Here is a 26,243-nt window from a genome sequence, read left to right as displayed (position 1 = left end):
AGATATGGAATTTTGGTTAATTGTAAGTAAATTAATTGTCTTTATATATATTGTGTTTAGTTACATGTATTTAAATGTTGAGAACTTACCATGGATTATACTTACTTTGCTTTTATATCTTTCTGTAAACGTGCTAATCTCTATATTTAAAAAAGATACGTACAAAAACATAGTAACTTCTGTGTCGATTGGCTTAGTTATGTTATTTACATGGAAGATTCATCCGTTTTTCATTTTGTTTTTACCATTGAACTTATATGAAATTATATTTCGTTATATAGAGAAGAAATGGCAACTCTTTATCATTATGATGATTCCTATTATATTTACAAATGAAAGCATTCGAATGACATATGGATTAATTGTTGCATTTTCTTTCCTCGTATTAACGATGGCAGAACGGTATATATCGCGCGTATTAAAGCTTGAATCACAAAATGATAAGATGCGAAAAAATATGCAGCGGCTGACGAAAAGCTTAAATGAAAATAAAGAGTACATAAGGCAATCAGAGTACACATTTAAGTTAGAAGAGAGAAATCGACTTTCTCAAGAAATTCATGATAAAATTGGCCATTCGATGACAGGTGCACTTATTCAAATGGAAGCAGCAAAGAGATTAATGGCGATAGATAAAGAAAAATCTGCTGAGTTATTACAAAATGCAATTCATATTTCGAAAGATGGAATTGAAAGCATTCGGATTACATTAAAAAATATGAAGCCACCAACTGAGCAAATTGGTATTCATCGTATGAAATTATTCATAGAGGAATTTGCCGGTAAGCATGATGTGAATATTCCTTTCGTTTATAAAGGGAACTTAGATATGATTTCTCCTATACAGTGGAAGATTATCGGTGAAAATGTCACGGAAGCATTAACAAATGCGATGAAATATGCTGATGCGACAGTCATTTCAATCGATATTCATGTACTTAACAAGATGGTAAAGGTACAAGTGAAGGATAATGGAAAAGGTGCAATGCTTGTTAAAAAAGGTCTCGGTATTATGGGGATGGAGGAACGAACGGCGTCTGTAAACGGTAAAATTATAGTAGATGGAACAAGTGGTTTTTCAGTAACAATGTTGCTACCGATATGAGAATGAATCATCTCATATGAAAAAAGTGAATAATCTCATGTGAAAAGAATGAACTTCTGCACTGAGCAGGTTCATTCTTTTTGTTTATACTAAAAGCAGAGAAACCGAAATAGGGGTGAAACGATGAATACTTTAGAAATTAAAAATTTAACGAAAAAATTTGGTGATTTCATCGCAGTTGATAATATGTCTTTATCTATTAAAGAAGGAGAAATATTTGGCTTTTTAGGATCGAATGGTGCTGGTAAGAGTACGACAATTAACATGATTGCTGGTTTGTTAAGAAGTAATGAAGGTGAAATTAGCATACTAGGAAAAAATATAAAGAAACATAATCGATTTGCGAAGATGAATATCGGTATCGTTCCGCAAGATATTGCGATTTATGAAGAGTTAACAGCTTATGAAAATGTGAAATTCTTTGCTGGATTGTACGGATTACGAGGAGCTGAATTAAAAGCTAGGGTCGAGGAAGCTCTTCAATTTGTAGGACTTAGTGACAAAAAGAAAAGCTATCCAAAGAACTTTTCTGGTGGGATGAAGCGAAGACTGAATATCGCTTGTGCAATTGCTCATAGACCGAAGTTAATTATTATGGATGAGCCGACAGTTGGAATTGATCCACAGTCAAGAAATTATATCCTGCAGTCTGTTCGGAAATTAAACGAAATGGGAAGTACGATTATTTATACGAGTCACTACATGGAAGAGGTAGAAGAGATTTGTACGAAAATAGCTATAGTAGATCACGGTAAAGTGATTGCAGAAGGAACGAAAGAGCAGTTAAAAGCAATTATTACCGATACGAAAGATATTTGGATTGAAGTGAAGTCAGTAGAAAATTTAGATATAGAACAGTTAAAAGAGATAAATGGAGTGAAAGCTGTTCAAATTGAAGAGAACGTAATTAAAGTAAACTCGGATGCAGGATTAAATAATTTAAATAAAATTGTTCAGCACTTCATTAATCATGACATTGAAATCCGTTCGTTAGAGGAGCAGGCTCCTAACTTAGAAACGGTATTCCTTACGTTAACTGGAAGAAACTTACGAGATAAATAAAGAGTAAATGAAGAAAAGGTAAAGGGAGGTTCATCAATTGAACATCTTTAATATTGCAATTATGCATATGAAAAGAGATTTCAGAGACGCAAGAACTTTAGTTTTTATGTTAGCTTTTCCGATTGTGCTTATGCTTGTGTTAGGTACAGCATTAACAAACGCATTTAATAGTGATAGTCATTCAATTAAAGATATACAGGTGCTATATAAAGATGAAGCGAGTAGCACGTTTTCTCAAGCATTTGAAGCATTTGCGAAAGAAGTTGATAAATCGGGTATTCATTTTAAAAAAGCTTCTGAAGGTATAGATGGGAAGGAAGCAGTGAAGCAAAATAAATATGCTGCTTATGTAGAATTAAATAAAGATGGCGCAAAATTGTACGGAAGTGACAAAAGTAGTATTGAGGGAAGTATTGTGGAAGGCATGCTAACAACATTTGTTGATAAGTACAATGTAGCAGCCGAAGTTGCAAAAGTAGATCCTAGTAAGGTGAGCGCAGTTATTTCAAATGGAAATCATAATGATTATATAAAAGAAACATCTTTACAAGCTGCGAAAAAGCCAGGTTCTATGGATTACTATGCAGTTGTAATGACGACGATGATTGCGCTATATGCAGCGATGGGAGCCAGTTCTTTAATTCGAGGAGAACGAATACGTAAAACAGGAGATCGTCTCATTGCTGCGCCTATAAGTAAGGCTGAAATATTCATTGGAAAAGTACTTGGGAGCCTAGTAGCAAATGCTCTGTGCATATTGCTTGTCATGTTATTTAGTAAATTTGTTTTTCAAGCGAATTGGGGCGATCATCTTGGAATTATATTTATTATTTTATTAACAGAAGTCTTTCTAGCAATTAGCTTCGGTTTAGGGATTGGATATATTACCAAAACACCTGAATCGTCTAGAGCAATTATTATGGTGGTAGTGCAATTAGCTTCTATTTTTGGCGGTGCATATTTCGTAATAGAAGAAAATTTCGTTACGAATTTATCACCATTAACGTGGGCAAATACAGCTGTTATGAAAATTATTTATGCGAATGATGTAGGGGCAGCACTGCCGGTAATAGGTTTAAACCTTGGAATTTCGGCACTCTTTTTATTCATTGCAATTATTGCATTACGTAGACGGGAGGGGCTATAGTATGAAAGATATTTTATGGCTCATACAAAAAACGTTATCTGTACTTTTGAAAAATAAAAAAGGGTTATTCATTATTATTAGTTTGCCAATAATCGGGACGCTCATCTCTTTTTCGATATACGGAAATGCGGGGCAAGGTGCGTTAAATATCGGGATTGTAAATAAAGAAAATGAGCCGATAGCAAATGATACGATAAAGTTTTTAGAAGGATTAAACAATGTGAGTGTCAGTAAGATTAAGGAGTCTGAAGTAGAAGATAAACTCACTTCTAAAAAACTTGATGGGGTTATTACATTAGAATCTGGTTTTTCAAAAAGTGTTCGAGAAGGGAAGCCAGATCATATAGAAGTTGCATCAATTAAAGGTGATCAAGTAACAGCATTTATAAAATCATATTTATATAACTATATTGATAATGTAGCAGCTATTAGTAAAGTAGCAGGAACAGATCAAAGTGTATTTGATACTATGTACGTAGGGTATCAAAAAAGTGCATTTAAAATGAAAACGGAGACGCTAGAAGATACTTCGAAAAATAAAGATATGACAAACCAAACGATGGGTTATCTTATTATGTTTATGCTGTTTTCAGCAGTGAACTTATCTGGATTTATTTTAAAAGAAAAAGAGAATAGAACGTACTTTAGATTATTATCAACACCAATTGACGGAAAGAAATTTATATTATCTAATGTCGCGGTAAATATGATGATATTAACATTGCAAATTGTAATTGCAGTACTATTTATGACGAATGTTTTTCATACAAATATTAATATGCCTTTCATAGTAATGATTGGTGTGCTTATGATATTCGCTTTAATTGCAATTGGTTTATCATTAGTCATTGTGTCTTTTTCAAAAAGTTCAGCTGCTTCAAATGCAATGCAAAATCTAGTGATAGTACCAACATGTTTGCTTGCTGGATGTTATTTCCCGTACGACATTATGCCAAATGCAGTACAAAAAGTAGCTAATTTTCTTCCGCAGCGCTGGTTATTAGACACGATAGCAAAACTACAGCAAGGAATTCCATTCTCTGAGTTGTATTTAAACATTTTAATTTTATTTGCCTTTGCGATTGCATTCTTCTTAATTGCAATTTATAAATTCGGGAGAAATAATGATGCGAGGAACTTTGTTTAACAAAAAAAGGTGTGGCGTAGTGCTACACCTTTTTTTGTGTAATTTAGAGTATCTTTTGTAATATAGGAATGCTTTTGTAGAGCACTTCGTTATGTGAAGCATGCACAACACATTCATTTCCCTCTAGGAGAAAAACGCTATGTAAAATAGCGTTTCCGTCACCATGTTTTGTCAGCATATCACCGACGACTTTGCCGTCTGTCCATTTCAGATTAGAATATGAAGGAACGACTTGTAAATATTGAATGGTTTCCTCTCCATCTCCAGCAATGAGTGTAGTTTCAATATTTCTTTTTTGTATCATAAATCTATTTTTATTTAAAGTATCGAGGAAAGGGTTTTTCGTTTTCATTTTACTATAAGGAATAAATGTAATTGAAGATCCAGATTTTATAAATAAATAATTCCCGTAATCTTTACACGGAATAACATCTTGTAATCCTGGAAAGTAAAGATGTATCGCCTCAACTGTATTCATGTTATATAAGGTGCTTAAGTAGTGAATGTATTGTTCCATATAAAAATGAACGATATTTATTTTAGAAGAGGCATGGACAGGGAGACTACCTCCAGTCCAATAACTATAATTTGCCGGAGATCCAGCGCTTGGTGTACAGAGTATGATAAGTTGATTTACATCATTTTTATATTCTTCACTTTGAACGTAAGAACGTCCAAGAAGTCCTCCCATACTATGACAGATTAGATTTAGTTTATCGCGCCCTGTAATTTTTTTAGCATAAGCAATCGTTTGTAATAAATATTTTTTTGTAGAAAAAATAATCCGCTGACGCCAGTCATAAAAACAAATAAATAGGTTTTTATTTCGTTCATAGCCCATACTTTCTAACATCAAAATAAATGGCTCATAAACAAATGCAGATAGTCCGAAGCTCCAATCACCAGTACCCGGAATAATAATATTATTCATTGAACCGAAAAGTCCTGGGACAAAAACAATAGGTGTTTTTCCTTTTCTCATATTCTTCGCTCCTTTACCTGTTTAACATCGATGAAAATGAAGAAATACATTCCGTATGAAAATATATTTAAATGAAACACTACAGAGTAGAATGTAATTTGAGCGGAAGGAAATCAAAATGATTAAAAAAATATTGCGAGCTACTTCTATTATTGTTGCTATTGTTGTTTTTATTTTAATTTGCATGCATATCGATGTTACCTTAGGTAGAAAAATGGAAGCCGGGAAAAACATGCCGACAGAGTATGCACCTCATTATAGTGACTTTCAATTATATGTAGAAGGGAAGTCATTTTATAAACAGTTATTTACTGATATAAGAGAGGCGAAGAGATCTATTTATACGTACTTTTTTATTTTGTCAGATGATAAAAGTAGCCATACTTTTTTAAATTTATTAAAAGAGAAGGCAAAAGAAGGAGTAAACGTCTATTTATCAGTGGATCGGATTAATGATTTATCATTTGAAAGAAAGATGATAAGTGAATTGCGGGAAAGTGGTGTACGTTTTACATATAGTAGAAAACCTGAATTACCATTCGGGTTTTATTCACTTCACCATCGTAATCATCGCCGTATTACGACGATTGATGGAGAGATTGGTTATACGGGTGGTTTTAATATAGGGGATGAGTACTTAGGAAAAGATAAACGATTTGGATATTGGCGTGACTATCATGTGCGACTTAGAGGAGAAGGAGCAAAAGATTTAGAAGAACAATTCGCTTTAGATTGGAAACGAGATACGAAAGAAGAGATAAAAAGAAGTACGAATAAAGCGAGTAAAGGGAATACATTACATACGATGGCTAGTTACAATGGACATCACGTCGCTGAAAAATATATAGAATTAATAAAAGAAGCAAAGCATTCAATTGTCATTACAACACCTTACTTTATAGCCAAAAATAAAGAAGTAATGAATGCTTTAATGGAAGCACAAAAACGTGGAGTTACTGTAAAAATACTTTGGTCATATAAACCAGATATTCCTCTTGTTAAAGAGGCGGCGTATCCGTATATTCGCCAAGCTGTTAATAATGGAATTAAAGTATATGGTTATAAAAAAGGGATGTTTCATGGCAAATTAATGCTTATTGATAATGAACTAACTGTTATTGGTACGACAAATTTTACTTCGCGAAGTTTCAATATAAATGATGAAATGAATTTGTATATTCATGGTGGTTCAATTGTAGGACAAGTTAATGAGGCGTTAACGGAGGATTTTCATAATTCAAAAGAAATGACGAAAGAATTTTTTGAGAAGTTATCGTTTTGGGAGCGTTGTAAGGAAAAGTTGGGGGGATTGGCTGATTTTTATTTCTAAAGTTTAAAGAAAGGGGGTCTTTTATAGACACCCCTTTTTTATGAGAAATAATTATTTTTCATGCACGAGCAATGAAGCATCATCATTAATCAACGTCCCCACATGTTCACCTAAGCAAATTCTTTTCATTACTCCAGGCTCATCAAAGTTAAAGACGTGTGCTGGTAAATTATAATCACGGGCAAGTAATAAAGCGGCTTGATCCATTACTTGTATGTTTTGCCTAACAATATCGTTATAATTTAGTTTTTTGTACATTTTTGCTGCTTTATTATGTTTTGGATCACTAGTAAAGACGCCATCTACTCCTTGTTTTGCGACTAATATTGCATCACTATTCATTTCAATGGCCCTTTGAACACTTGGATAATCTGTCGTAACGAACGGTTGCCCGTTACCACCTCCAAAAATAACGATATACCCGTTATCTAAATGGTGGACTGCACGTAGGCGAATGTATGGTTCAGCTACAGCATTAAACGGGATGGAAGTCATAACGCGCACTTCTTTATTTGTTTTACTTGTTAAAACACCGCGTAGCATTAAGCTGTTAATGATTGTACCTAACGTACCGATATTGTCAGCTTCTACACGATCGATTCCCCATTCTTCCGCTAGATGACCTCTAAAAATGTTCCCGCCTCCAATGACGATAGATACCTCAATACCTAAATCAACGATGGATAAAATTTCGTTTGCGATATGTTCTAATCGTTTGGAGTTAAAGCTATTTCCGGTTTGATCGGCAAGTGCACCGCCGCTTAATTTAATTAAGACACGTTTATATGGCCTCATAACAATTCCCCCTATATAGATCGCAATAAAAAAGGAACAAAGGCGAATGCCTTTGTTCCTTTTTAAGAAAATGAAAAAGAAAAGAAGAAGATAGAACGAATTTTTGCACATAATTTTTCATATCATCCACTCCTTTTCATTTTGATTTGTTGTAAGTATATATCTTTTTGATTATACAAAACAATCTGATTACTTATCAAGTATATTTTATAGTTTTTTAACAAAATGGTGTCAATGAAAAAAAGAAGAAAAATATTTGAATTTTTTGTGACGAACTTGTAGGTTTTTGTATGATTTTGTAGGTTCGCTTATAAGATGTGTGAGTAGCTTTTATAAATTCAAATTGAAAGCGTTCGCATGAAGGGGATGAACATAAATGAAAAAATTCGGATTGGCAACACAAATTTTTGTCGCGCTTGTTTTAGGGATTGTAGTAGGGGCAGTCTTTTATGGCAATAAAACGGCGATTTCTTATATTACACCAATTGGGGATATATTTATTCACTTAATTAAGATGATTGTAGTACCAATTGTTATTTCAGCATTAATTGTTGCAGTAGCTGGTGTAGGCGATATGAAGAAGCTTGGGAAACTAGGCGGGAAGACAATTCTTTATTTCGAAATCATTACGACAATCGCTATTTTAATGGGGTTACTTGCGGCGAATATATTCCAGCCGGGTACTGGCGTTGATATGAATAACTTACAGCAAAGTGATATTTCTTCTTATAAACAAACAGCAGATGCTACAGAGAAGCAAGGATTCGCTGAGACGATTGTTCATATCGTACCGAAAAACGTATTTGAATCGATTGCACAAGGTGACTTATTACCGATTATTTTCTTCTCAGTATTATTCGGTTTAGGAGTTGCAGCAATTGGGGAAAAAGGAAAGCCTGTTTTTAACTTCTTTGAAGGTGTACTCGAAGCGATGTTTTGGGTTACAAATCAAGTTATGAAATTTGCACCATTTGGTGTATTCGCATTAATTGCTGTTACAGTTGCAAAATTTGGTGTAGCAACACTACTTCCTTTAGGAAAACTAGTGCTAGCTGTATACGTAACTGTTATACTATTCGTTGTGATTGTATTAGGTATAAATGCAAGAATGGTTGGCGTAAACATTTTTACGTTAATGAAAATTTTAAAAGAAGAACTTATTCTTTCATTTACGACAGCAAGTTCAGAAGCTGTTTTACCCAATATAATGAGAAAAATGGAAGAGTTCGGTTGTCCAAAGGCAGTTGCCTCTTTCGTAATTCCGACAGGTTATACATTTAACTTGACTGGATCGGCTATTTATCAAGCGTTAGCGGCATTATTTGTTGCACAAATGTACGGTGTGCACATGTCACTGACAGAGCAAATAACGTTATTATTCGTTCTCATGTTAACATCCAAAGGTATGGCGGGAGTTCCAGGTGCATCGTTCGTTGTTGTATTAGCAACGTTAGGTTCAATGGGGTTACCACTAGAAGGTATCGCGTTAATTGCGGGGATTGACCGCATTTTAGATATGATTCGCTCATCTGTCAATGTATTAGGGAATGCATTAGCGGCCATTGTTATGTCGAAGTGGGAAGGCGAATTCGATAATGAGAAAGCAAAACAATATGTAGAAACAGTCAAAGAAACAAAAGCAGCATAAGAAATCGTTAAGGAGTGAATAAGTATGGCAACATTAACTGAAGTTAAAAATGGTGTTCGAATTGAAAAAGATTTTTTAGGTGAAAAAGAAGTACCAAACTATGCATACTACGGCGTACAAACAATGCGTGCAGTTGAAAACTTCCCAATTACAGGATACAAAATTCATGAAGGTTTAATTAGAGCATTCGCAGTTGTAAAAAAAGCTGCAGCGCTTGCGAATACAGATGTAGGAAGATTGGAATTGAACAAGGGCGGCGCAATCGCAGAAGCTGCTCAAGAAATTCTTGACGGGAAATGGCATGATCATTTCATCGTAGACCCAATCCAAGGCGGAGCAGGTACTTCAATGAACATGAATGCAAATGAAGTCATTGCCAATCGTGCTCTTGAATTATTAGGAATGGAAAAGGGAGACTATCATTATATTAGTCCAAATAGTCATGTAAACATGGCGCAATCCACAAACGATGCATTCCCAACGGCGATTCATATCGCTACATTAAACGCATTAGAAGGTTTATTACAAACGATGGGCTATATGCACGATGTATTTGAATTAAAAGCAGAACAGTTCGATCATGTAATTAAAATGGGTCGTACACATTTACAAGACGCTGTGCCAATTCGTCTTGGGCAAGAATTTAAAGCGTACTCTCGTGTGCTTGAACGTGATATGAAACGAATTCAGCAATCACGTCAACACTTATATGAAGTGAACATGGGAGCAACTGCAGTTGGTACAGGCTTAAATGCAGATCCAGAATATATTGAAGCGGTTGTAAAACATTTAGCTGCAATTAGTGAACTACCACTTGTTGGTGCAGAAGACTTAGTAGATGCAACGCAAAATACGGATGCATACACTGAAGTATCAGCAGCACTGAAAGTATGTATGATGAACATGTCTAAAATTGCGAATGACCTTCGCTTAATGGCATCAGGTCCACGTGTTGGTTTAGCAGAAATTATGCTACCAGCTCGTCAACCAGGTTCATCTATTATGCCGGGGAAAGTAAACCCTGTTATGCCAGAAGTAATTAATCAAATTGCATTCCAAGTAATTGGTAACGACCATACAATTTGTCTTGCTTCAGAAGCGGGACAATTAGAATTAAATGTTATGGAACCAGTACTAGTTTTCAACTTACTTCAATCAATTAGCATTATGAATAACGGTTTCCGTGCCTTTACAGATAATTGCTTAAAAGGAATTGAAGCGAATGAAGATCGCTTAAAAGAGTATGTTGAGAAGAGTGTAGGAATTATTACAGCCGTGAACCCTCATATCGGTTATGAAGCAGCAGCTCGCGTTGCAAAAGAAGCAATCGCGACAGGGCAATCCGTTCGAGAACTTTGTGTGAAAAATGGTGTACTGTCACAAGAAGACTTAGAATTAATTCTAGATCCATTCGAAATGACACACCCAGGGATTGCAGGAGCAACTCTTTTAAAGAAAAATTAAAAGAAGAGGGGGGACAAGCCCCTCTTTTTTGTTTACAATATAGAAATGCTATATATGAATAGAGGTAGGGATGTTATGAGTAAGTTTACAGTAGCTTCTAATGGTTCATTAGAAACGACATTAAGAGGAGTAGAAGTATTATCAACACCACTTTTAAATAAAGGGGTCGCTTTCACGCAAGAAGAAAGAGAAGAATTAGGTTTAAAAGGGTTATTACCGCCAGCAGTTTTAACATTGGAAGAACAAGCACGCCGCGCATACGAACAATTTTGTTCTCAGCCGGATGATTTATTAAAGAATGTATACTTAACAGCGTTACATGATCGAAATGAAGTATTATTTTATCGTATTTTAACAGATCATTTACGCGAAATGTTACCAATCGTATATACACCAACTGTCGGTGTAGCGATTCAAAGATATAGTCATGAATATCGTAAACCACGTGGTGTGTATTTATCAATTAACGATCGGTCAGGTATTGAAGAAGCGTTCGCCAATATTGGTGCAACAGCAGAAAATATTGATTTAGTCGTTGTAACTGATGGGGAAGGTATATTAGGAATTGGTGACTGGGGCGTTGGTGGTATTAACATCGCCATCGGAAAATTAGCTGTTTATACGGCCGCGGTTGGAATCGATCCTAGTCGTGTATTACCGGTAATTTTAGATGTAGGTACAAATCGTGAGGAACTATTAAACAATCCATTTTATATTGGAAATCGTCACCCTCGTATAACAGGTGAAGCTTACGATGAGTTTATTGATACATTTGTACAAGCGGTAAATAAACAATTCCCGAAAGCACTTTTACATTGGGAAGACTTTAGCTCTCGAAATGCACGAAAAATTTTAGATAAATATCGTCATGATATTTGTACGTTTAATGATGATATTCAAGGTACAGGTGCAGTTTCACTTGCTGCTGTGCTATCGGCAGTGAAAGCTTCGGGTGTACCACTAAGTGAACACCGCGTTGTTGTATTTGGTGCTGGTACGGCTGGAATCGGTATCGCAGATCAAGTTAGAGATGCAATGGTCCGCGTAGGTGTATCAGAAGAAGAATCGTATAAGCGTTTCTGGTGTATTGATCGTAACGGATTAGTTACAGATAATATGAAAGATCTTCTTGATTTCCAAATGCCGTATGCAAGAAAAGAAGCGGAAGTAAGTGAGTGGAAGCAAAATGGTGTAATCGGACTTGCTGAAGTTGTGAAACATGTAAAACCGACAATTTTAATCGGTACATCAACTGTTGCAGGCGCATTTAAAGAAGAGATTGTTAAAGAAATGGCTTCTCACGTAGAAAGACCAATCATTTTACCGATGTCGAACCCGACGCCACTTGCTGAAGCAAAACCAGCCGATTTAATCAAGTGGACAGAAGGAAGAGCGTTAGTTGCAACAGGAAGTCCATTTGAACCAGTTACATACAACGGTGTAACGTATGTGATTGGACAATCAAATAACGCACTTATTTTCCCAGGTCTTGGTCTTGGAACAATTGTCGTACGTGCAAGCGTCATGACGGATGGGATGTTCGCAGCAGCAGCTGAAGCAGTTGCGAGCATGGTAGATACAAGTCAGCCAGGAGCACCTATTTTACCAGAAGTTGAAGAGTTACGTAATATCTCGGAAATGGTAGCAATTGAAGTAGCGAAAGTTGCTGTTGCAGAAGGTGTTGCTAGAGAGAACTTAAGTGATAACGATATCAAGATTGCAGTGAAAGAAGCAATCTGGGAGCCTGAGTATCGCCAAATAAAAGCGGTAGAAAAGGTTAGAATATAGAAATAAAGCCCGTTTATAAATATAAGCGGGCTTTCACTTTTATTATTGAAAAAAGAATATAGGAAGTGGCACCTTTGAATTGGAATCAATTATGGAAGAAAGACATATCCCTTTTAATTATATTAATGGTTGTTGTTCCGATTGCTGGAGAGCTTAATTTTCATCCTTTTAATGATACGTTTCGCGTTAGCTTTGGTACGCCGTTATTCTTCTTTTTATTACTATTTTTAAGAAGAATACCAGCAGGAGTTGCAGGTATTGTTGTTGGTATATGTGTAGTCTTATTCCGCGTATGTCTTGACTGGGTCATGCAAGGTTCATTTCATATGACAGAATCATTTTATTTGCGCTATCCTGTGTTTTTTTATTATTTTATTTATGGAAGTCTTTTTTCACTCTGTAGGGTGAATAAGTTTCATCAGAGACCAATTATTATTGGATGTCTTGGAATTTCAATTGAAATTGTTGCAAGTATGTCGGAACTTGCGTTTTATCACATTTTAGTACTAGGTACAACAATAACAATTTCTGAAGTAAATAAACTCATCATTATTGCTATTTTTCGTAGCTTTTTTGCACTTGGCTTTTTAAATATGATGAATTTATATGAAACGAAATTAAAAGAATCACAAGTGCGAAAAGAAAATGAAAAAATGTTAATGCACTTATCCAATTTATATGTAGAATCTGTTCATTTGAAAAAAACGTTACAAAATGCAGAATTAATTACACAAGAAGCGTATCAATTATATCGGAATTTACAAGTAAGCGATCATTCGAATGGTAAAACTGCATTGAAAATAGCAGGAGAAGTGCATGAAATAAAAAAAGATAATCAAAGGATTTTTGCAGGATTATCTAAACTGTTATTAGATAAAAATGTGGCTGAGTACGTAGAAGGTCATGAGCTTACAGAAATGATTGTAAGAATAAATGAAAAGTATGCTGAAATGCTAGAGAAAGATATACGTTTCTCTAAACATATAGGAGGCGAGCATGCTGCATATCACGTGTATACAGTACTATCAATTTTTAATAACTTAGTTGCGAATGCAGTTGAAGCAATTGAAGATAGAGGCCTCATTCGTATTAAGTTATATAAACGAGAGCAACATGTAATCTTTGAAGTAATTGACGATGGCCCTGGTATTGCGCAAAAGTATAAGAAATTAGTATTTAAGCCCGGGTTTACTTCAAAGTATGATCAAACAGGAACACCGTCCACAGGTATTGGACTTTCTTACATAGATGAAATGGTAACAGAGCTCGGCGGAGAAGTAAGATTAGAAGGCAATGAAAATGGGAAAGGGTGTAAGTTTATCGTTTGTTTACCGGAGTGCAGTTTAAAGCGGGAAGGGGAATAGGTTTGTTTTATTATATTGTAGATGATGATGAAGTTTTCCGTTCGATGCTTTCGCAAATTATTGAGGATGGCGATCTTGGGGAAGTAATTGGAGAATCGGAAGATGGAGCTTTTGTTGAAGCAGAACAGCTAAATTATAAAAAAGTGGATATTTTATTTATTGATTTACTCATGCCGATGAGGGACGGTATTGAAACAGTTCGTCATATAGCGTCTTCATTTACTGGAAAAATTATTATGATTTCTCAAGTTGAATCGAAACAGCTCATTGGTGAGGCATATACACTTGGTGTAGAATATTATATTACAAAACCACTAAACAAAATAGAAGTAGTATCTGTTGTACGAAAAGTGATAGAGCGTATTCGTTTGGAACGCTCTATATATGACATTCAAAAATCATTAAATAATGTGTTTCAGTGGGAAAAGCCACAAATGCGTAGTGAAACAGTGCAAGAAGGGAAAAAGATATCAGATTCAGGACGCTTCTTACTATCAGAACTCGGTATTGCGGGAGAGAACGGAAGTAAAGATTTACTTAGTATGCTGGAATATTTATACGGACAAGAAAAGGCGCAAACATTTGAATTTGGATTTCCTGCGTTAAAAGATATTTTCCACCAAATTACACTGAAAAAATTAGGGGGACTAGCTTCAGATGCAGATATAGAGAAGGAGAAAAAAGCATCTGAACAACGTGTAAGAAGAGCGATTTATCAATCATTGAATCATTTAGCTTCCCTTGGATTAACAGACTTTTCAAATCCGAAATTTGAAAGTTATGCTCCGAAGTTTTTTGATTTCACTGTAGTTAGAAAACGGATGACAGAAATGACAAAGGATGGGGTAGCGACTTCTGGACATATACGAATTAATACGAAAAAATTTATTCAAGTGTTGTACTTTGAGGCGAAACGACTGATAGAGATAGAGTGAAAAGGTGCTTATAAATAAGCATCTTTTTTTGTTAAATCAACATTTTATATTTTCTCGTGAAGCATGTAAAATGTTAAGTAAGAGAAAATGGTTTTACATTAAGGAAGTGTTAAAACAATGAGTTTTACATTAAATAAATCGATTATTAAAGAAGTATGTGGAGAAACCTCATATAAAAGAGGCGAAGCTTATTATAAATCAAATAAAGTAATCGTGAATTACTATGATGAAACGAAAGAAATTTGTGAGGCGACAGTAAAAGGGAACGAGGATTTTCGTGTTACAGTAGAAAAAGCTAAAAAAGGTGATGTTGTTGCGAGATGTAGTTGTCCTTCATTAGCGTCTTTTCAAACGTACTGTCAACATGTTGCAGCCGTACTAATACAAATAAATTATAACCAACAAACGGGTGGAATGGGCTCTGTTAGTAGCAGAAATGATCAATTAACAAACGGGATGTTTCAGTTATTTGCAGACAAACCACTGAGGCCAAAAAGTAAACAACATCGGTTTGATACACGTGAAATATTAGATGTTGCGTTTATATGTTCACCAGTAGCGAAGAAAAGCGGTGGGGCTCTTCTTGGAATTCAGTTAAAACTTGCGAAAACATATTTTATAAATCATATTAGAGAATTTCTTTCTAAAGTGGAGAAGAGAGAGGCTTTTCATTGTTCCAATGAATTTACATATACGCCAGATGTACACAGTTTTAAACAAGAAACAGACGCGATTATACAACAACTTATTAAAATATATCATAACGAAAAAATGTATGAAGATGCACTAGAAGTACATGCGAAACAAGATGAAAGTATGATATTTATACCGCCAGCTTCATGGAATGATATGCTCTCTGCACTTTCTAGAGCCGAGTATGTACAGTTGAACCAAAATGAGCAACTGTTCCAGGGATTACACATTTCAAAAGGGTTATTGCCATTACATTTTGAGTTTATGAAAGGGAATAATGGCGGGTTTACCCTTCATATAGACGGTCTAAATCGTGTTCGAGTTATGGAGATGTATAACAACGCTCTTTACGATGGGAAATTATATCATTTACCTATGGAAGATTGTATGCGACTTATTGAATTGCAAAAAATGATGAGTCGCTCAAATAGCAATCAGTTTTATATTCCTGAAAATAAGATGGAACATTTCGTAGCGAAAGTTGTGCCTGGATTAATGAAACTTGGAACAGTGCGCATTGATGAAGTCATATCCGATCGTGTTGAAACGCCGTCGTTAAAAGCAAAGCTATATTTAGATCGAGTGAAAAATCGTTTGCTAGCAGGTCTTGAATTTCATTATGGAAACGTCGTGATTAATCCGCTAGAAGAAGACGGGCAACCTTCTGTTTTTAATCGTGATGAGAAAAAGGAAAAAGAGATTTTAGACATTATGAGTGAAAGTGCCTTTGCGAAAACAGAAGGCGGTTACTTTATGCATAATGAAGAAGCTGAGTATAACTTTTTATATCACATTGTTCCAACGTTAAAAGGTTTAGTTGATATTTACGCGACAACAGCAATCAAATTACGCATTCATAAAGGGGATACAGCGCCACTTATTAGAGTGAGAAGGAAAGAAAGAATTGATTGGTTGTCATTTCGTTTTGATATAAAAGGAATACCGGAAGCTGAAATTAAAGGTGTATTAGCGGCTCTTGAAGAAAAACGGAAATATTATCGGCTTGCGAATGGTTCTTTATTATCGCTAGAGAGCAAAGAGTTTAATGAAATTAATCAGTTTGTAAAGGAATCAGGTATTCGAAAAGAATTTTTACATGGGGAAGAAGTGAATGTTCCGCTTATTCGGAGTGTAAAATGGATGAATGGACTACATGAAGGTAATGTTTTAAGTTTAGATGAGTCTGTTCAAGATTTAGTTGAAAGCATTCAAAATCCGAAAAAGTTAAAGTTTACAGTACCGCCAACTTTACATGCTGTAATGAGAGAGTATCAAGTATACGGGTTCGAATGGATGAAAACACTCGCCTATTACCGTTTTGGCGGTATTTTAGCAGACGATATGGGACTTGGAAAAACGCTGCAAAGTATTGCTTATATAGATTCTGTTTTGCCTGAAATTCGGGAGAAGAAGCTGCCTATATTAGTCGTTTCACCGTCCTCGCTCGTTTATAATTGGTTTAGTGAATTGAAAAAATTCGCCCCACATATTAGAGCGGTTATTGCAGATGGAAATCAAACAGAACGACGAAAAATCTTAAAAGACGTAGCGGAATTTGATGTCGTCATTACGTCATATCCATTACTGAGAAGAGATGTAAGGTCGTATGCGAGGCCATTTCATACACTATTTCTTGATGAAGCACAGGCGTTTAAAAATCCTACAACCCAAACTGCAAGAGCAGTGAAAACAATTCAAGCTGAATATCGTTTTGGACTAACGGGAACGCCTGTCGAAAATTCATTAGAAGAGCTATGGTCTATCTTTCATGTCGTATTTCCAGAATTATTACCAGGAAGAAAAGAATTCGGTGATTTAAGGCGTGAAGATATTGCAAAGCGCGTAAAACCGTTCGTATTAAGACGATTAAAAGAGGATGTATTACAAGAGCTTCCAGATAAAATAGAGCATTTACAGTCATCGGAGTTATTACCAGATCAAAAGAGACTATATGCTGCTTACTTAGCGAAATTAAGGGAAGAAACATTAAAGCATTTAGACAAAGATACGTTACGTAAAAATAAAATTAGAATTTTAGCTGGCTTAACGAGATTAAGACAAATATGTAATCATCCTGCTTTATTCGTTGATGATTACAAGGGGAGTTCAGCTAAATTCGAGCAACTGTTAGACATACTAGAGGAATGTAGAAGCACTGGTAAGAGAATTTTAATCTTTTCTCAATTTACGAAGATGCTGTCCATTATTGGTCGTGAATTAAATCGTCAAGCAATTCCATACTTTTATTTAGACGGGAATACACCTTCGCAAGAACGTGTAGAACTATGTAATCGGTTTAACGAAGGAGAAGGAGACCTATTCCTCATTTCTTTAAAAGCTGGTGGTACAGGTCTTAACTTAACAGGCGCTGATACGGTTATATTATACGATTTATGGTGGAATCCAGCTGTTGAACAACAAGCAGCAGATCGGGCATATCGAATGGGGCAAAAAAATACAGTACAAGTTATTAAATTAGTAGCACACGGAACCATTGAGGAAAAAATGCACGAACTGCAAGAGAGTAAGAAACATTTAATCGCTGAAGTGATTGAGCCGGGAGAAGAGAAATTATCATCCATCACGGAGGCAGAAATTCGAGATATTTTAATGATCTAATAAAGAAAGCTATGCCTTCAAATGTATGAGGGCATAGCTTTTTTGTTGTAATAATTATATTTTGTTTTGTACAAAGTAAAGAAATCAAATGTTATTTCAATTATTTCTTTGTACCTTTACTTTTGTATGGCTTTGCTGCTTTCTTTTTCTTTGCGCTTGATTGCCAACGGTTCCATCCTTTACTTCCTGTACCTTGTCCTACACCTTTTTTCGGTTTTGCTTTCGTTTTACTCATATAATCACTCCGTTATATAAAAATCTTATTTGATAATAGTCAATGATTTAGAAAATACTCTTTATAAATGACTATGTTTGTTTTAAGTAAAAACAAACTGCTTGAATGCTATAGTATATCATGAATTTGCAAGTAAACTGAAAGGAATTACAAAGAAAATGAAAATAATACGAAATACTGCGGATTCTATATTTCGGACGATTACATTAATTGTTGTATATATGTTAGTTTCTGTTAGTGAAACGTTTTTTGGAATGCCCAGACAAAAGAAGTAAAGAAGGTATATTGGAAACAATCAATAAAGCCGTAAAATAAAGAATTGAAAAATATTTTAAAACTTTTTGTTGACTTTATTTATTTTTTGTATAGAATAATCATTAATAAAATGTTTCAGAGATGTGACAACAAAACGACTATGAAAGGACGAGTAGTAGTAGGACGTAGTCTAAGCGAGTCAGGGGTGGTGTGAGCCTGATACGAAGCCTATTATGAAGAACCTCCTGGAGTTGCTAACCGAAATCCTTGACAGGAAAGTAGACTTAGCCGGGAACTTCGCCGTTACAAGAAGAACAGTATCGAGATATTTCATCTCCGTATTGTATAAGTGAGCAACCTCTGTTGCTAATTTGGGTGGTACCGCGGAACCAAAGCCTTTCGTCCCAGTTTTTTGGGGAAGAAGGGCTTTTTTTTGTTGGCTTCTTTTCACAACATCCAAACATTTTAGGAGGAAACCACCATGTATCAATCATTAATGACAGTAAGAGAGACTCAAATCGCAATTAAGGAAGTTAAAACATTTTTCGAGGATCAATTAGCAAAACGACTTGAACTATTCCGTGTATCTGCACCATTATTCGTAACGAAAAAATCAGGACTAAACGATCATCTAAACGGTGTAGAACGTCCAATTGAATTTGATATGTTACACTCAGGGGAAGAATTAGAAATTGTGCACTCACTAGCGAAGTGGAAACGATTTGCACTGCATGAATATGGATATGAAGCTGGTGAAGGTTTATATACAAACATGAACGCGATCCGTCGTGATGAAGAACTTGATGCAACACATTCTATTTACGTTGACCAATGGGATTGGGAAAAAATCGTTCAAAAAGAATGGCGTACTGTAGATTACTTACAAAAAACAGTACTAACAATTTATGGAATATTCAAAGATTTAGAAGACCACTTATTTGAAAAGTATCCGTTCCTTGGGAAGTATTTACCAGAAGAAATTGTATTCGTTACTTCTCAAGAACTAGAAGATAAATATCCAGAATTAACACCGAAAGATCGTGAACATGCAATTGCAAAAGAACACGGTGCAGTCTTCATTATCGGAATTGGTGATGCACTTCGTTCAGGTGAAAAGCATGATGGACGCGCAGCTGATTATGATGATTGGAAATTAAACGGTGATATTTTATTCTGGCACCCAGTACTACAATCTTCATTCGAATTATCATCAATGGGAATTCGTGTTGATAGTAAATCACTTGATGAGCAGTTAACGAAAACAGGTGAAGACTTCAAACGTGAGTATGATTTCCATAAAGGTATTTTAGAAGACATACTACCATTAACAATTGGCGGTGGTATCGGACAATCGAGAATGTGCATGTACTTCTTACGTAAAGCACATATCGGTGAAGTTCAATCTTCTGTATGGCCTGACGATTTACGTGAAGCTTGCAAGAAAGAAAACATTCATCTATTTTAATAGAAGAGAGAGAATAGCTTAAATATAGAGCTATTCTCTCTTTTTTACTGTGTAAACGAATGGTTTACAGTGAGTTTTACTAATGGTTTCTTTCTTTTATATCTCTTTTTATGTAATAATTTGTTAAAGGAGTTAATGACAGTAAATAAGAATCTATAAAAAACTATAAAAATTTACAATTACAGGTTTTATATTTTACAGAATTCAACCTATAATATTTTCAGGTGATGAAAAGGGGGGAAAAGGATGAAAACAACACGTACTTGTAAAATCAATTCTATTACAAAAGAACAAACGGAAGCTTTAATTACTTTGATCCGTACGTTCGAAAGTGCAAAACGATATAGTTTTAATCGTTTGATTGAGGGCGAAAACGAGAAAGAATTGATAAAAAAACTACAACCTAAATATTTGTTAAATAAACGTTTTTGTGAAGATGCGATTTTACAAGCGCAAACGATCCTTTTCTCTCAAAAAGAACTTCTTCCTGTTTACCTAGAAAATAATCAAAAAAAGTTAGAAAAGACGTTACAAAAAATAGATGATTATGAAAGTGGTAAAAAAAGACCTAAACAAGTTTTATTAGAAACTTGTTTAATTGGTTTAAGAAAACGAAAACAAAAATTAGAGCAAAGAATAGAAACGTATGCAAAACATATTAAAAATGAAACATTACCTCCTATTATTTTTGGTGGGAGGAAAAATTTCTATGAAAGAATGAAAAACAAGATATCCAATCAAGAATGGAAAGATTTGCGTACACGACAATTATATTCTCGTGGAGATAAAAGCAAAAAAGGGAATTTGAACATGCGCATTACAGTTGATGACTGTGGGCAAGGATGGTTAGAAATTGCAAATCCATTAGGACGAACAAATGGAAAAACAAAAAGCCCACGAATCAAAGTTCCGATTATGATTCCATATCGTTTTTATCATCAAATTACAAATGTCGTTATGGGAAAGCAAATCGGTGTAAATTCAAAAGGAAAACCGATTATAGAGCATCAAAAATATAGTGTAGAAATCATTCGTAAACAAAATGAATTTTATGTAAATATTACGTTTGACGAAACGGAAATAGGTCGTGTATTAGATTTTAAAGAAACACCACAATCTGATTTAATTGCAGGGATCGATGTGAATCCGGATCGAATTGCAGTTAGTTTATGTACAAAACAAGGTAATTTTAAAGGTTCAAAAATTTTTTATCTACACAATCTGAATACATTTTCAACAAATAAACGCGCAACGATAATTGGACAAATCGTACAACAAATTAAAACATGGTTATTGGAAAACAATGTAGGTGGAATTGTTTTAGAAGATTTAAAGTTTCAACAATCTCATGATACTGATAAATACAGTAATCGTAATTTCCATCAATTTACGTATAAAAAGATGTTGAACAGTTTAATTCGTATGGCTCTTCGTAACGGATTTTCTGTTAAAACAGTAAACCCCGCTTATACAAGTGTGATCGGAAAATTAAAATATAGTAAAAATTTCGGTATTAGCGTTCATGAAGCAGCCGCATTCACGATCGCAAGACGTGGATTAGAATTGCAAGAACAATTACCACAAGAATTTATATTATTATTAAAAAACCAAATTACAACAAAACTGCGTATTCTTGTTGCTTCCATGGAAGAAAGTAAAAAGAATACGCAAAAAGTATATAAAAAATGGTTACAAACAATTCAAACGTGGAAAGAATATCATAATTGGAAATTGTGGAGCATTCTTCACAAAACTGTTTATATGAACAATCAACAATTCGTATTTAAAATTTAAATGAGAAGGGGGGTACTGGTTTATTTCTTATAACCTCTTGCATACTACTGACTTGGATGAATGGTAGTATGCAAGGACAGATCGTTCCTAACAGGAACCTGCCGTCATTCTTTCACAATAGGTGGATGAAAAGGTCACAACCCTTACGGACAGGAAAAAGGTGAGATTCCTTTTCGGTAGTTGGCATTTGACTTGGTTCGCCAACAATTTATAGATTTTTATAAGAATTTTAAACCAGGGGACGTTATGAGCTTAGGACAACAACTTAAAAGATTACGAGAGTCAAAAGGGTTTTCGCAGGAAGATGTTGCTAAAAAGATTGGTATAACGAGGCAAGCAGTGTACAAGTGGGAGAATGATAAAAGTTGTCCTGATATTGATAATTTAATTTTACTAAGCGAAATGTACAATGTTACGCTCGATGCGTTAATAAAAGGGAATCAAAACATTAAAGAAAAAATACATATTGATGAAGAAGATGAGGATTTTGAGAAAGAGAACGAGTTTGGTTTTTATATTGGATTTGGATTACTAATTATGAGTGCGTTCATTGATTATGAAAAAATACAGGTGGTTGTATTAGTAATTGCACTATTCATGATGGTTTTTTATTCGGATGTGAAGAAAGTTATTTTGAATGAGTTTAGATCGTTTTTTTAAAGAATATAATATGATAAAAAGTGAGAAGAGTAAGTTATATTTCCTAGGAAAGAGTATAACAAGAAAATAAATTGTTTTATAATGATTTTAGGATATTAATAGTATGTTAAAAAGCTCAAACAAGTATAACCCCGTTCTAAAGCTAGGACGGGGTTCAAAATCTAAGTTTTATTAAGTGTAAAGTTCTTTCAAATATTTTTACTTCAGTAAAGGCTTCTAATAAAACATTAATTATTTATTACCGAGTTCTTCCGCTAAACCGATTAAAATGCCTTCAGTTCCACGAATGTAGCAGAGACGGTAAGAGTTCTCGTATTGAACTACTTCGCCAACGAGCTGAGCACCATGCTTAGTAGTAAGCCTAGATACCATTTCGTCAATGTCTTCAACGGTGAACATGACGCGCAAATAACCGAGGGCGTTGACAGGAGCTGCCCGGTGATCTGCTATAGCAGGCGGGGTAAGAAATCGCGAAAGTTCAATGCGGCTATGGCCATCTGGAGTTACCATCATAGCAATCTCTACGCACTGCGAACCGAGTCCAGTTACGCGACCAGCCCATTCGCCTTCGACAGTGGCGCGCCCTTCGAGTTTTAACCCAATCTCCTCGAAGAAAGAGATTGCATGATCAAGGGATTCTACAACGATGCTGACATTGTCCATTCTGAGTAATTTATTTTTTGACATTGTCTTTATCTCCTTATATGTAAAAGTGTATTATCTAATCATCTTCTTAATTATACTATTAAAAAGTTACAAATTCCTTTCAAACAAAAAATAGCTTGTCACAGTATAGGAAAATGTGACAAGCTGTTTTTAGATATGTCATATAGTATCTTGTTAACAAACAATACCGCGATTTCCTCGAAAAATGTTTCTACGCTGTATGCTCTTAAAGGGCCCGATCGTTGTATAGAATGAAGTGTATTATTTAAATGATAAATACATTTCTTATTACTCTATATGCAAATAGCTTTCTATTTATATAGGAAGGAAGTAGATTCATATAATTTGTTTTAAGTTTTACTAGTAGAAATTAGCTCATCTGCACTAAAGGCTCAATTTTCGCCATAAATGATTGATGCAGCGCCTCGACACCTGTTACTAAATGAAGGCGGTCAATAACGACAGACACTTTAATTTCTGATGTACTTACCATTTTAATATGAATATCTTCTTCTTTTAAAGTAGTGAACATATTCGCAGCAACACCTGGATTAGATACCATACCAGATCCTACAATTGATACTTTTGCTAAATGATTTTCATATTCTACTGATTCATAGTGAAGTGCCTCTTGATTTTGTTCCAATACCTCTAATGTTTCTTTTAAATCATTAGAATGGATGGAGAAGGAGAGATGAACAGTTCCTTCATTTGTAATACTTTGAATGATGATATCTACATTAATATGTGCCGCTGCTAATGTAGCGAAAACTGTTGAAAGCGAGCCTTGTTCCAATCCTTTCAATGTGATACGTGTAATATTATCTTCAAATGCAATACCTTTAACGATTGATTGTTGTTCCATGTTACATTCTCCTTTTACAATTGTTCCGTTTTCTTGTTCCATACTTGAGCGAACTTCTAAAATGACATTATGATTTTTAGCAAACTCAACAGCACGTGGGTGTAATACACCAGCACCGAGATTTGCAAGTTCTAACATTTCGTCATAAGAAATTTCATCTAATTTATAAGCATCTTTTACAACTCGTGGATCCGTCGTATATACGCCGGTCACATCTGTGTAAATATCACATTTTTTTGCGTTCAGTGCAGCAGCTAATGCAACAGCAGTTGTATCAGAACCACCGCGTCCAAGCGTTGTAATTTCATGGTTTTCACTAACGCCTTGGAAGCCAGCTACGATAACAATCGTACCTTCAGCAAGATAAGATTGAATTCGATCTGTATGAATGTCAGTAATCCGTGCACTATTATGTACAGATTCTGTCGTAATATCAGCTTGCCATCCTGTTAATGAAATCGCGTTATAACCTTTTGCTTGTAATGCCATCGTTAATAATGAAATAGTGACTTGCTCTCCTGTTGATAGAAGCATATCCATTTCGCGTTTACTCGGATTTTCTGTAATCGCGTTAGCAAGTGCTACAAGTTCGTCTGTACTTTTCCCCATTGCTGAAACGACAGAGACGATACTATGTCCTCGTTCATATTCTTCAATAATTAAATTTGCTACATGTTGAATGCGTTCAACGCTTCCGACAGAAGTGCCACCAAATTTTTGTACAATCGTTTCCATTACGAATTCCTTCTTTCATCCATTTTTAAGAATAGATTAGGACATATATAAATCCCAATATTCCTGTAGTTACCAGAGAAAAACAAAAAACACCATCTCAAATAAGTGAGGATGGTGCTGTTACAGGAAAAGGGAAACAGAAAACGGAGCTAATAAAAAAACCGCCAAAAAAGGAATACCATAAAAATGATATCTCTTTTTTGTAGATAGCTCTTCATACGTACACGTCTGTACATATGACAGTTCTGTTTCTATTCGAAAACAGCCCCAATCGATACATACAGAGAAATATATCGATTTCGGCAATACTTCCTTTCATCTAATTTCATAGACATCTCTGTGTCTCCATTAGAATACTCATAAGTATCGCAACCTCTATCTCACGTTTTAGGCGAGAGTGTTTGATTTATGAAGTTGTTGGTAACATTTGTTTTATAATAATTTAAATTTTTCGAGGAATCAAGTGTTTTATATATATTTTAAAAATTCTATCTTTTTATGAGGAAGTTTGTGAAAAATGTAGCAAAATAAATTTATTACATGTACATTAAAATTATAGTTCATTGGAGGTGGAAGAATGAAAGGGAAAAAGCCTATTTATGTTTCAGCAGAAATGAACACAACAATGGAGAAATTATGGGAATACACGCAAGAACCACATATACATACAGAATGGGATGCCCGCTTTACTGAAATTTCATATTTAGAGAAAAAAGAAGGAGAACCACAGAAATTTTTATATAAAACAAAAATCGGATTTGGACTTGAAATAGCTGGGGAAGGGGAATCGATAGGTGAAATAAGAAAAGAAACAGGTGAACGGATTTCTTCTTTAAAATTTTGGACAGAAAATCAATTATCACTTATTCAAATAGGACGTGGTTATTGGAAGTATACACCCCGTAAAGAACACATTCATTTTGAGACGCAATATAATTATGATACGAGGTTTGGTCGTATAGGGAATGTAATAGATTTCTATATGTTTCGGCCGTTATTAGGCTGGGCAACTGCTTGGAGTTTTGATGCTTTAAAATTATGGTTAGAAAAGGGGCTTCACCCTAGATTACTAATTAGAAAAACAATGACATATTGGCTCGTATGTTTTTTATTTGCATTTGTATGGATGTATCAAGGGATCTTCCCAAAAATAATTTTCAGTCATCCAGAAGAGATGAAGATGCTTTCTGCGATTATTGGTTCAACTGGAAATAGTATTGCAATTCTTAAAGTAATAGGGATGTTAGAAATTGCTTTTGGTATCATATGGCTATTTCCAGTTCCAAAACAAAAATTATTTATACTACATATTTTTATGTTAATAGCTTTAACGATAGTGGCAGGATTTACGAATATCGTAAGCTTTACAGAGCCGTTTAATCCAATTACATTAAACGTTTTACTAATGGGGGTATCGATTGTCGGTTATATAAATAGTTTTGATTTACCAAGTGCAAAAAATTGCAAGAGGAAGAGAAAGGGATAATGT

At 34.8% G+C, this 26,243-nt stretch carries 20 protein-coding genes, 1 riboswitch and 1 other annotated feature; of the genes, 15 read left to right on the top strand and 5 right to left on the bottom strand.

What is annotated here, in order from left to right:
* Positions 1–4 precede the first annotated feature (4 nt).
* The 4 genes from ACTFRS_RS09515 to ACTFRS_RS09500 all read left to right on the top strand — a co-directional run bounded on the left by ACTFRS_RS09515 (position 5) and on the right by ACTFRS_RS09500 (position 4,461).
* Entirely contained in the window at positions 5–1,105 is a 1,101-nt protein-coding gene (locus ACTFRS_RS09515; RefSeq protein WP_139867839.1) for a sensor histidine kinase, read from the top strand.
* A gap of 123 nt (positions 1,106–1,228) precedes the next feature.
* Positions 1,229–2,167: an ABC transporter ATP-binding protein gene (locus ACTFRS_RS09510; protein WP_098299115.1), complete on the top strand. Its 939-nt coding sequence runs from the start codon at positions 1,229–1,231 to the stop codon at positions 2,165–2,167.
* 37 nt (positions 2,168–2,204) lie between these two features.
* Positions 2,205–3,314 (top strand): ABC transporter permease, encoded by a 1,110-nt coding sequence (locus tag ACTFRS_RS09505; protein ID WP_139867837.1) that lies wholly within the window; start codon positions 2,205–2,207, stop codon positions 3,312–3,314.
* Position 3,315: 1 nt separating this feature from the next.
* Positions 3,316–4,461, top strand: coding sequence for an ABC transporter permease (locus ACTFRS_RS09500; protein WP_242294088.1), 1,146 nt, complete (start codon positions 3,316–3,318; stop codon positions 4,459–4,461).
* 43 nt (positions 4,462–4,504) lie between these two features.
* Here the strand turns inward: ACTFRS_RS09500 and ACTFRS_RS09495 are convergent, their stop codons facing one another.
* Entirely contained in the window at positions 4,505–5,443 is a 939-nt protein-coding gene (locus ACTFRS_RS09495) for an esterase/lipase family protein (protein WP_139867833.1), read from the bottom strand.
* Between the two features lie 118 nt (positions 5,444–5,561).
* On the opposite strand from ACTFRS_RS09495, the gene cls reads away from it, so the two are divergent.
* Positions 5,562–6,773: a cardiolipin synthase gene (cls, locus tag ACTFRS_RS09490; protein ID WP_139867831.1), complete on the top strand. Its 1,212-nt coding sequence runs from the start codon at positions 5,562–5,564 to the stop codon at positions 6,771–6,773.
* A 51-nt stretch (positions 6,774–6,824) separates the two neighbouring features.
* On the opposite strand, the gene pyrH is transcribed toward cls, so the two are convergent.
* Complete coding sequence (gene pyrH, locus ACTFRS_RS09485; RefSeq protein ID WP_001248049.1) at positions 6,825–7,568, bottom strand: UMP kinase; 744 nt, start codon at positions 7,566–7,568, stop codon at positions 6,825–6,827.
* Positions 7,569–7,944: 376 nt separating this feature from the next.
* Between pyrH and ACTFRS_RS09480 the strand changes: the two genes are divergently transcribed.
* The 6 genes from ACTFRS_RS09480 to ACTFRS_RS09455 all read left to right on the top strand — a co-directional run bounded on the left by ACTFRS_RS09480 (position 7,945) and on the right by ACTFRS_RS09455 (position 18,079).
* Positions 7,945–9,216: a cation:dicarboxylate symporter family transporter gene (locus tag ACTFRS_RS09480; RefSeq protein ID WP_000713289.1), complete on the top strand. Its 1,272-nt coding sequence runs from the start codon at positions 7,945–7,947 to the stop codon at positions 9,214–9,216.
* Between the two features lie 24 nt (positions 9,217–9,240).
* The gene (aspA, locus tag ACTFRS_RS09475; protein WP_000224205.1) at positions 9,241–10,680 is read left to right on the top strand and encodes an aspartate ammonia-lyase; all 1,440 of its coding nucleotides are present in this window, start codon (positions 9,241–9,243) and stop codon (positions 10,678–10,680) included.
* Between the two features lie 75 nt (positions 10,681–10,755).
* Positions 10,756–12,468: an oxaloacetate-decarboxylating malate dehydrogenase gene (malS, locus tag ACTFRS_RS09470; protein ID WP_440023713.1), complete on the top strand. Its 1,713-nt coding sequence runs from the start codon at positions 10,756–10,758 to the stop codon at positions 12,466–12,468.
* A 65-nt stretch (positions 12,469–12,533) separates the two neighbouring features.
* Positions 12,534–13,832, top strand: coding sequence for an ATP-binding protein (locus ACTFRS_RS09465; protein ID WP_440023714.1), 1,299 nt, complete (start codon positions 12,534–12,536; stop codon positions 13,830–13,832).
* 2 nt (positions 13,833–13,834) lie between these two features.
* Positions 13,835–14,767 (top strand): response regulator, encoded by a 933-nt coding sequence (locus ACTFRS_RS09460; RefSeq protein ID WP_242294090.1) that lies wholly within the window; start codon positions 13,835–13,837, stop codon positions 14,765–14,767.
* 117 nt (positions 14,768–14,884) lie between these two features.
* Positions 14,885–18,079, top strand: coding sequence for an SNF2 helicase associated domain-containing protein (locus ACTFRS_RS09455; protein WP_440023715.1), 3,195 nt, complete (start codon positions 14,885–14,887; stop codon positions 18,077–18,079).
* A gap of 100 nt (positions 18,080–18,179) precedes the next feature.
* On the opposite strand, the gene ACTFRS_RS09450 is transcribed toward ACTFRS_RS09455, so the two are convergent.
* On the bottom strand, positions 18,180–18,314 hold the full coding sequence (locus tag ACTFRS_RS09450) for a DUF3934 domain-containing protein (protein ID WP_000047591.1): 135 nt from the start codon (positions 18,312–18,314) through the stop codon (positions 18,180–18,182).
* A 406-nt stretch (positions 18,315–18,720) separates the two neighbouring features.
* Positions 18,721–18,979 (top strand) — a binding site (T-box leader).
* Positions 18,980–19,050: 71 nt separating this feature from the next.
* Here ACTFRS_RS09450 and asnA point away from each other — a divergent pair.
* The 3 genes from asnA (at position 19,051) to ACTFRS_RS09435 (ending at position 22,488) form a co-directional block, all read left to right on the top strand.
* Positions 19,051–20,034, top strand: a complete 984-nt coding sequence (asnA, locus tag ACTFRS_RS09445) for an aspartate--ammonia ligase (RefSeq protein WP_061657015.1) — start codon at positions 19,051–19,053, stop codon at positions 20,032–20,034.
* 246 nt (positions 20,035–20,280) lie between these two features.
* The gene (locus tag ACTFRS_RS09440) at positions 20,281–21,828 is read left to right on the top strand and encodes an IS200/IS605 family accessory protein TnpB-related protein (protein ID WP_440023716.1); all 1,548 of its coding nucleotides are present in this window, start codon (positions 20,281–20,283) and stop codon (positions 21,826–21,828) included.
* Between the two features lie 246 nt (positions 21,829–22,074).
* The gene (locus ACTFRS_RS09435) at positions 22,075–22,488 is read left to right on the top strand and encodes a helix-turn-helix domain-containing protein (protein WP_440023717.1); all 414 of its coding nucleotides are present in this window, start codon (positions 22,075–22,077) and stop codon (positions 22,486–22,488) included.
* A gap of 231 nt (positions 22,489–22,719) precedes the next feature.
* On the opposite strand, the gene ACTFRS_RS09430 is transcribed toward ACTFRS_RS09435, so the two are convergent.
* Together ACTFRS_RS09430 and ACTFRS_RS09425 are read right to left on the bottom strand one after the other, a co-directional pair.
* A complete protein-coding gene (locus ACTFRS_RS09430; RefSeq protein ID WP_000041939.1) occupies positions 22,720–23,175 on the bottom strand; it encodes a VOC family protein in 456 nt (151 codons plus the stop codon).
* Between the two features lie 349 nt (positions 23,176–23,524).
* Positions 23,525–24,754: an aspartate kinase gene (locus ACTFRS_RS09425; protein ID WP_440023718.1), complete on the bottom strand. Its 1,230-nt coding sequence runs from the start codon at positions 24,752–24,754 to the stop codon at positions 23,525–23,527.
* A 199-nt stretch (positions 24,755–24,953) separates the two neighbouring features.
* Positions 24,954–25,140, bottom strand: a riboswitch (Lysine riboswitch).
* 191 nt (positions 25,141–25,331) lie between these two features.
* Here ACTFRS_RS09425 and ACTFRS_RS09420 point away from each other — a divergent pair.
* Positions 25,332–26,240, top strand: coding sequence for a DoxX-like family protein (locus ACTFRS_RS09420; RefSeq protein WP_048551852.1), 909 nt, complete (start codon positions 25,332–25,334; stop codon positions 26,238–26,240).
* The last annotated feature ends 3 nt before the right edge of the window (positions 26,241–26,243 follow it).

Source organism: Bacillus cereus group sp. MYBK139-1, assembly GCF_051916915.1.
Classification (GTDB): Bacteria; Bacillota; Bacilli; order Bacillales; family Bacillaceae_G; genus Bacillus_A; species Bacillus_A pacificus.
This window is presented reverse-complemented; position numbering and strand designations above follow the sequence as displayed.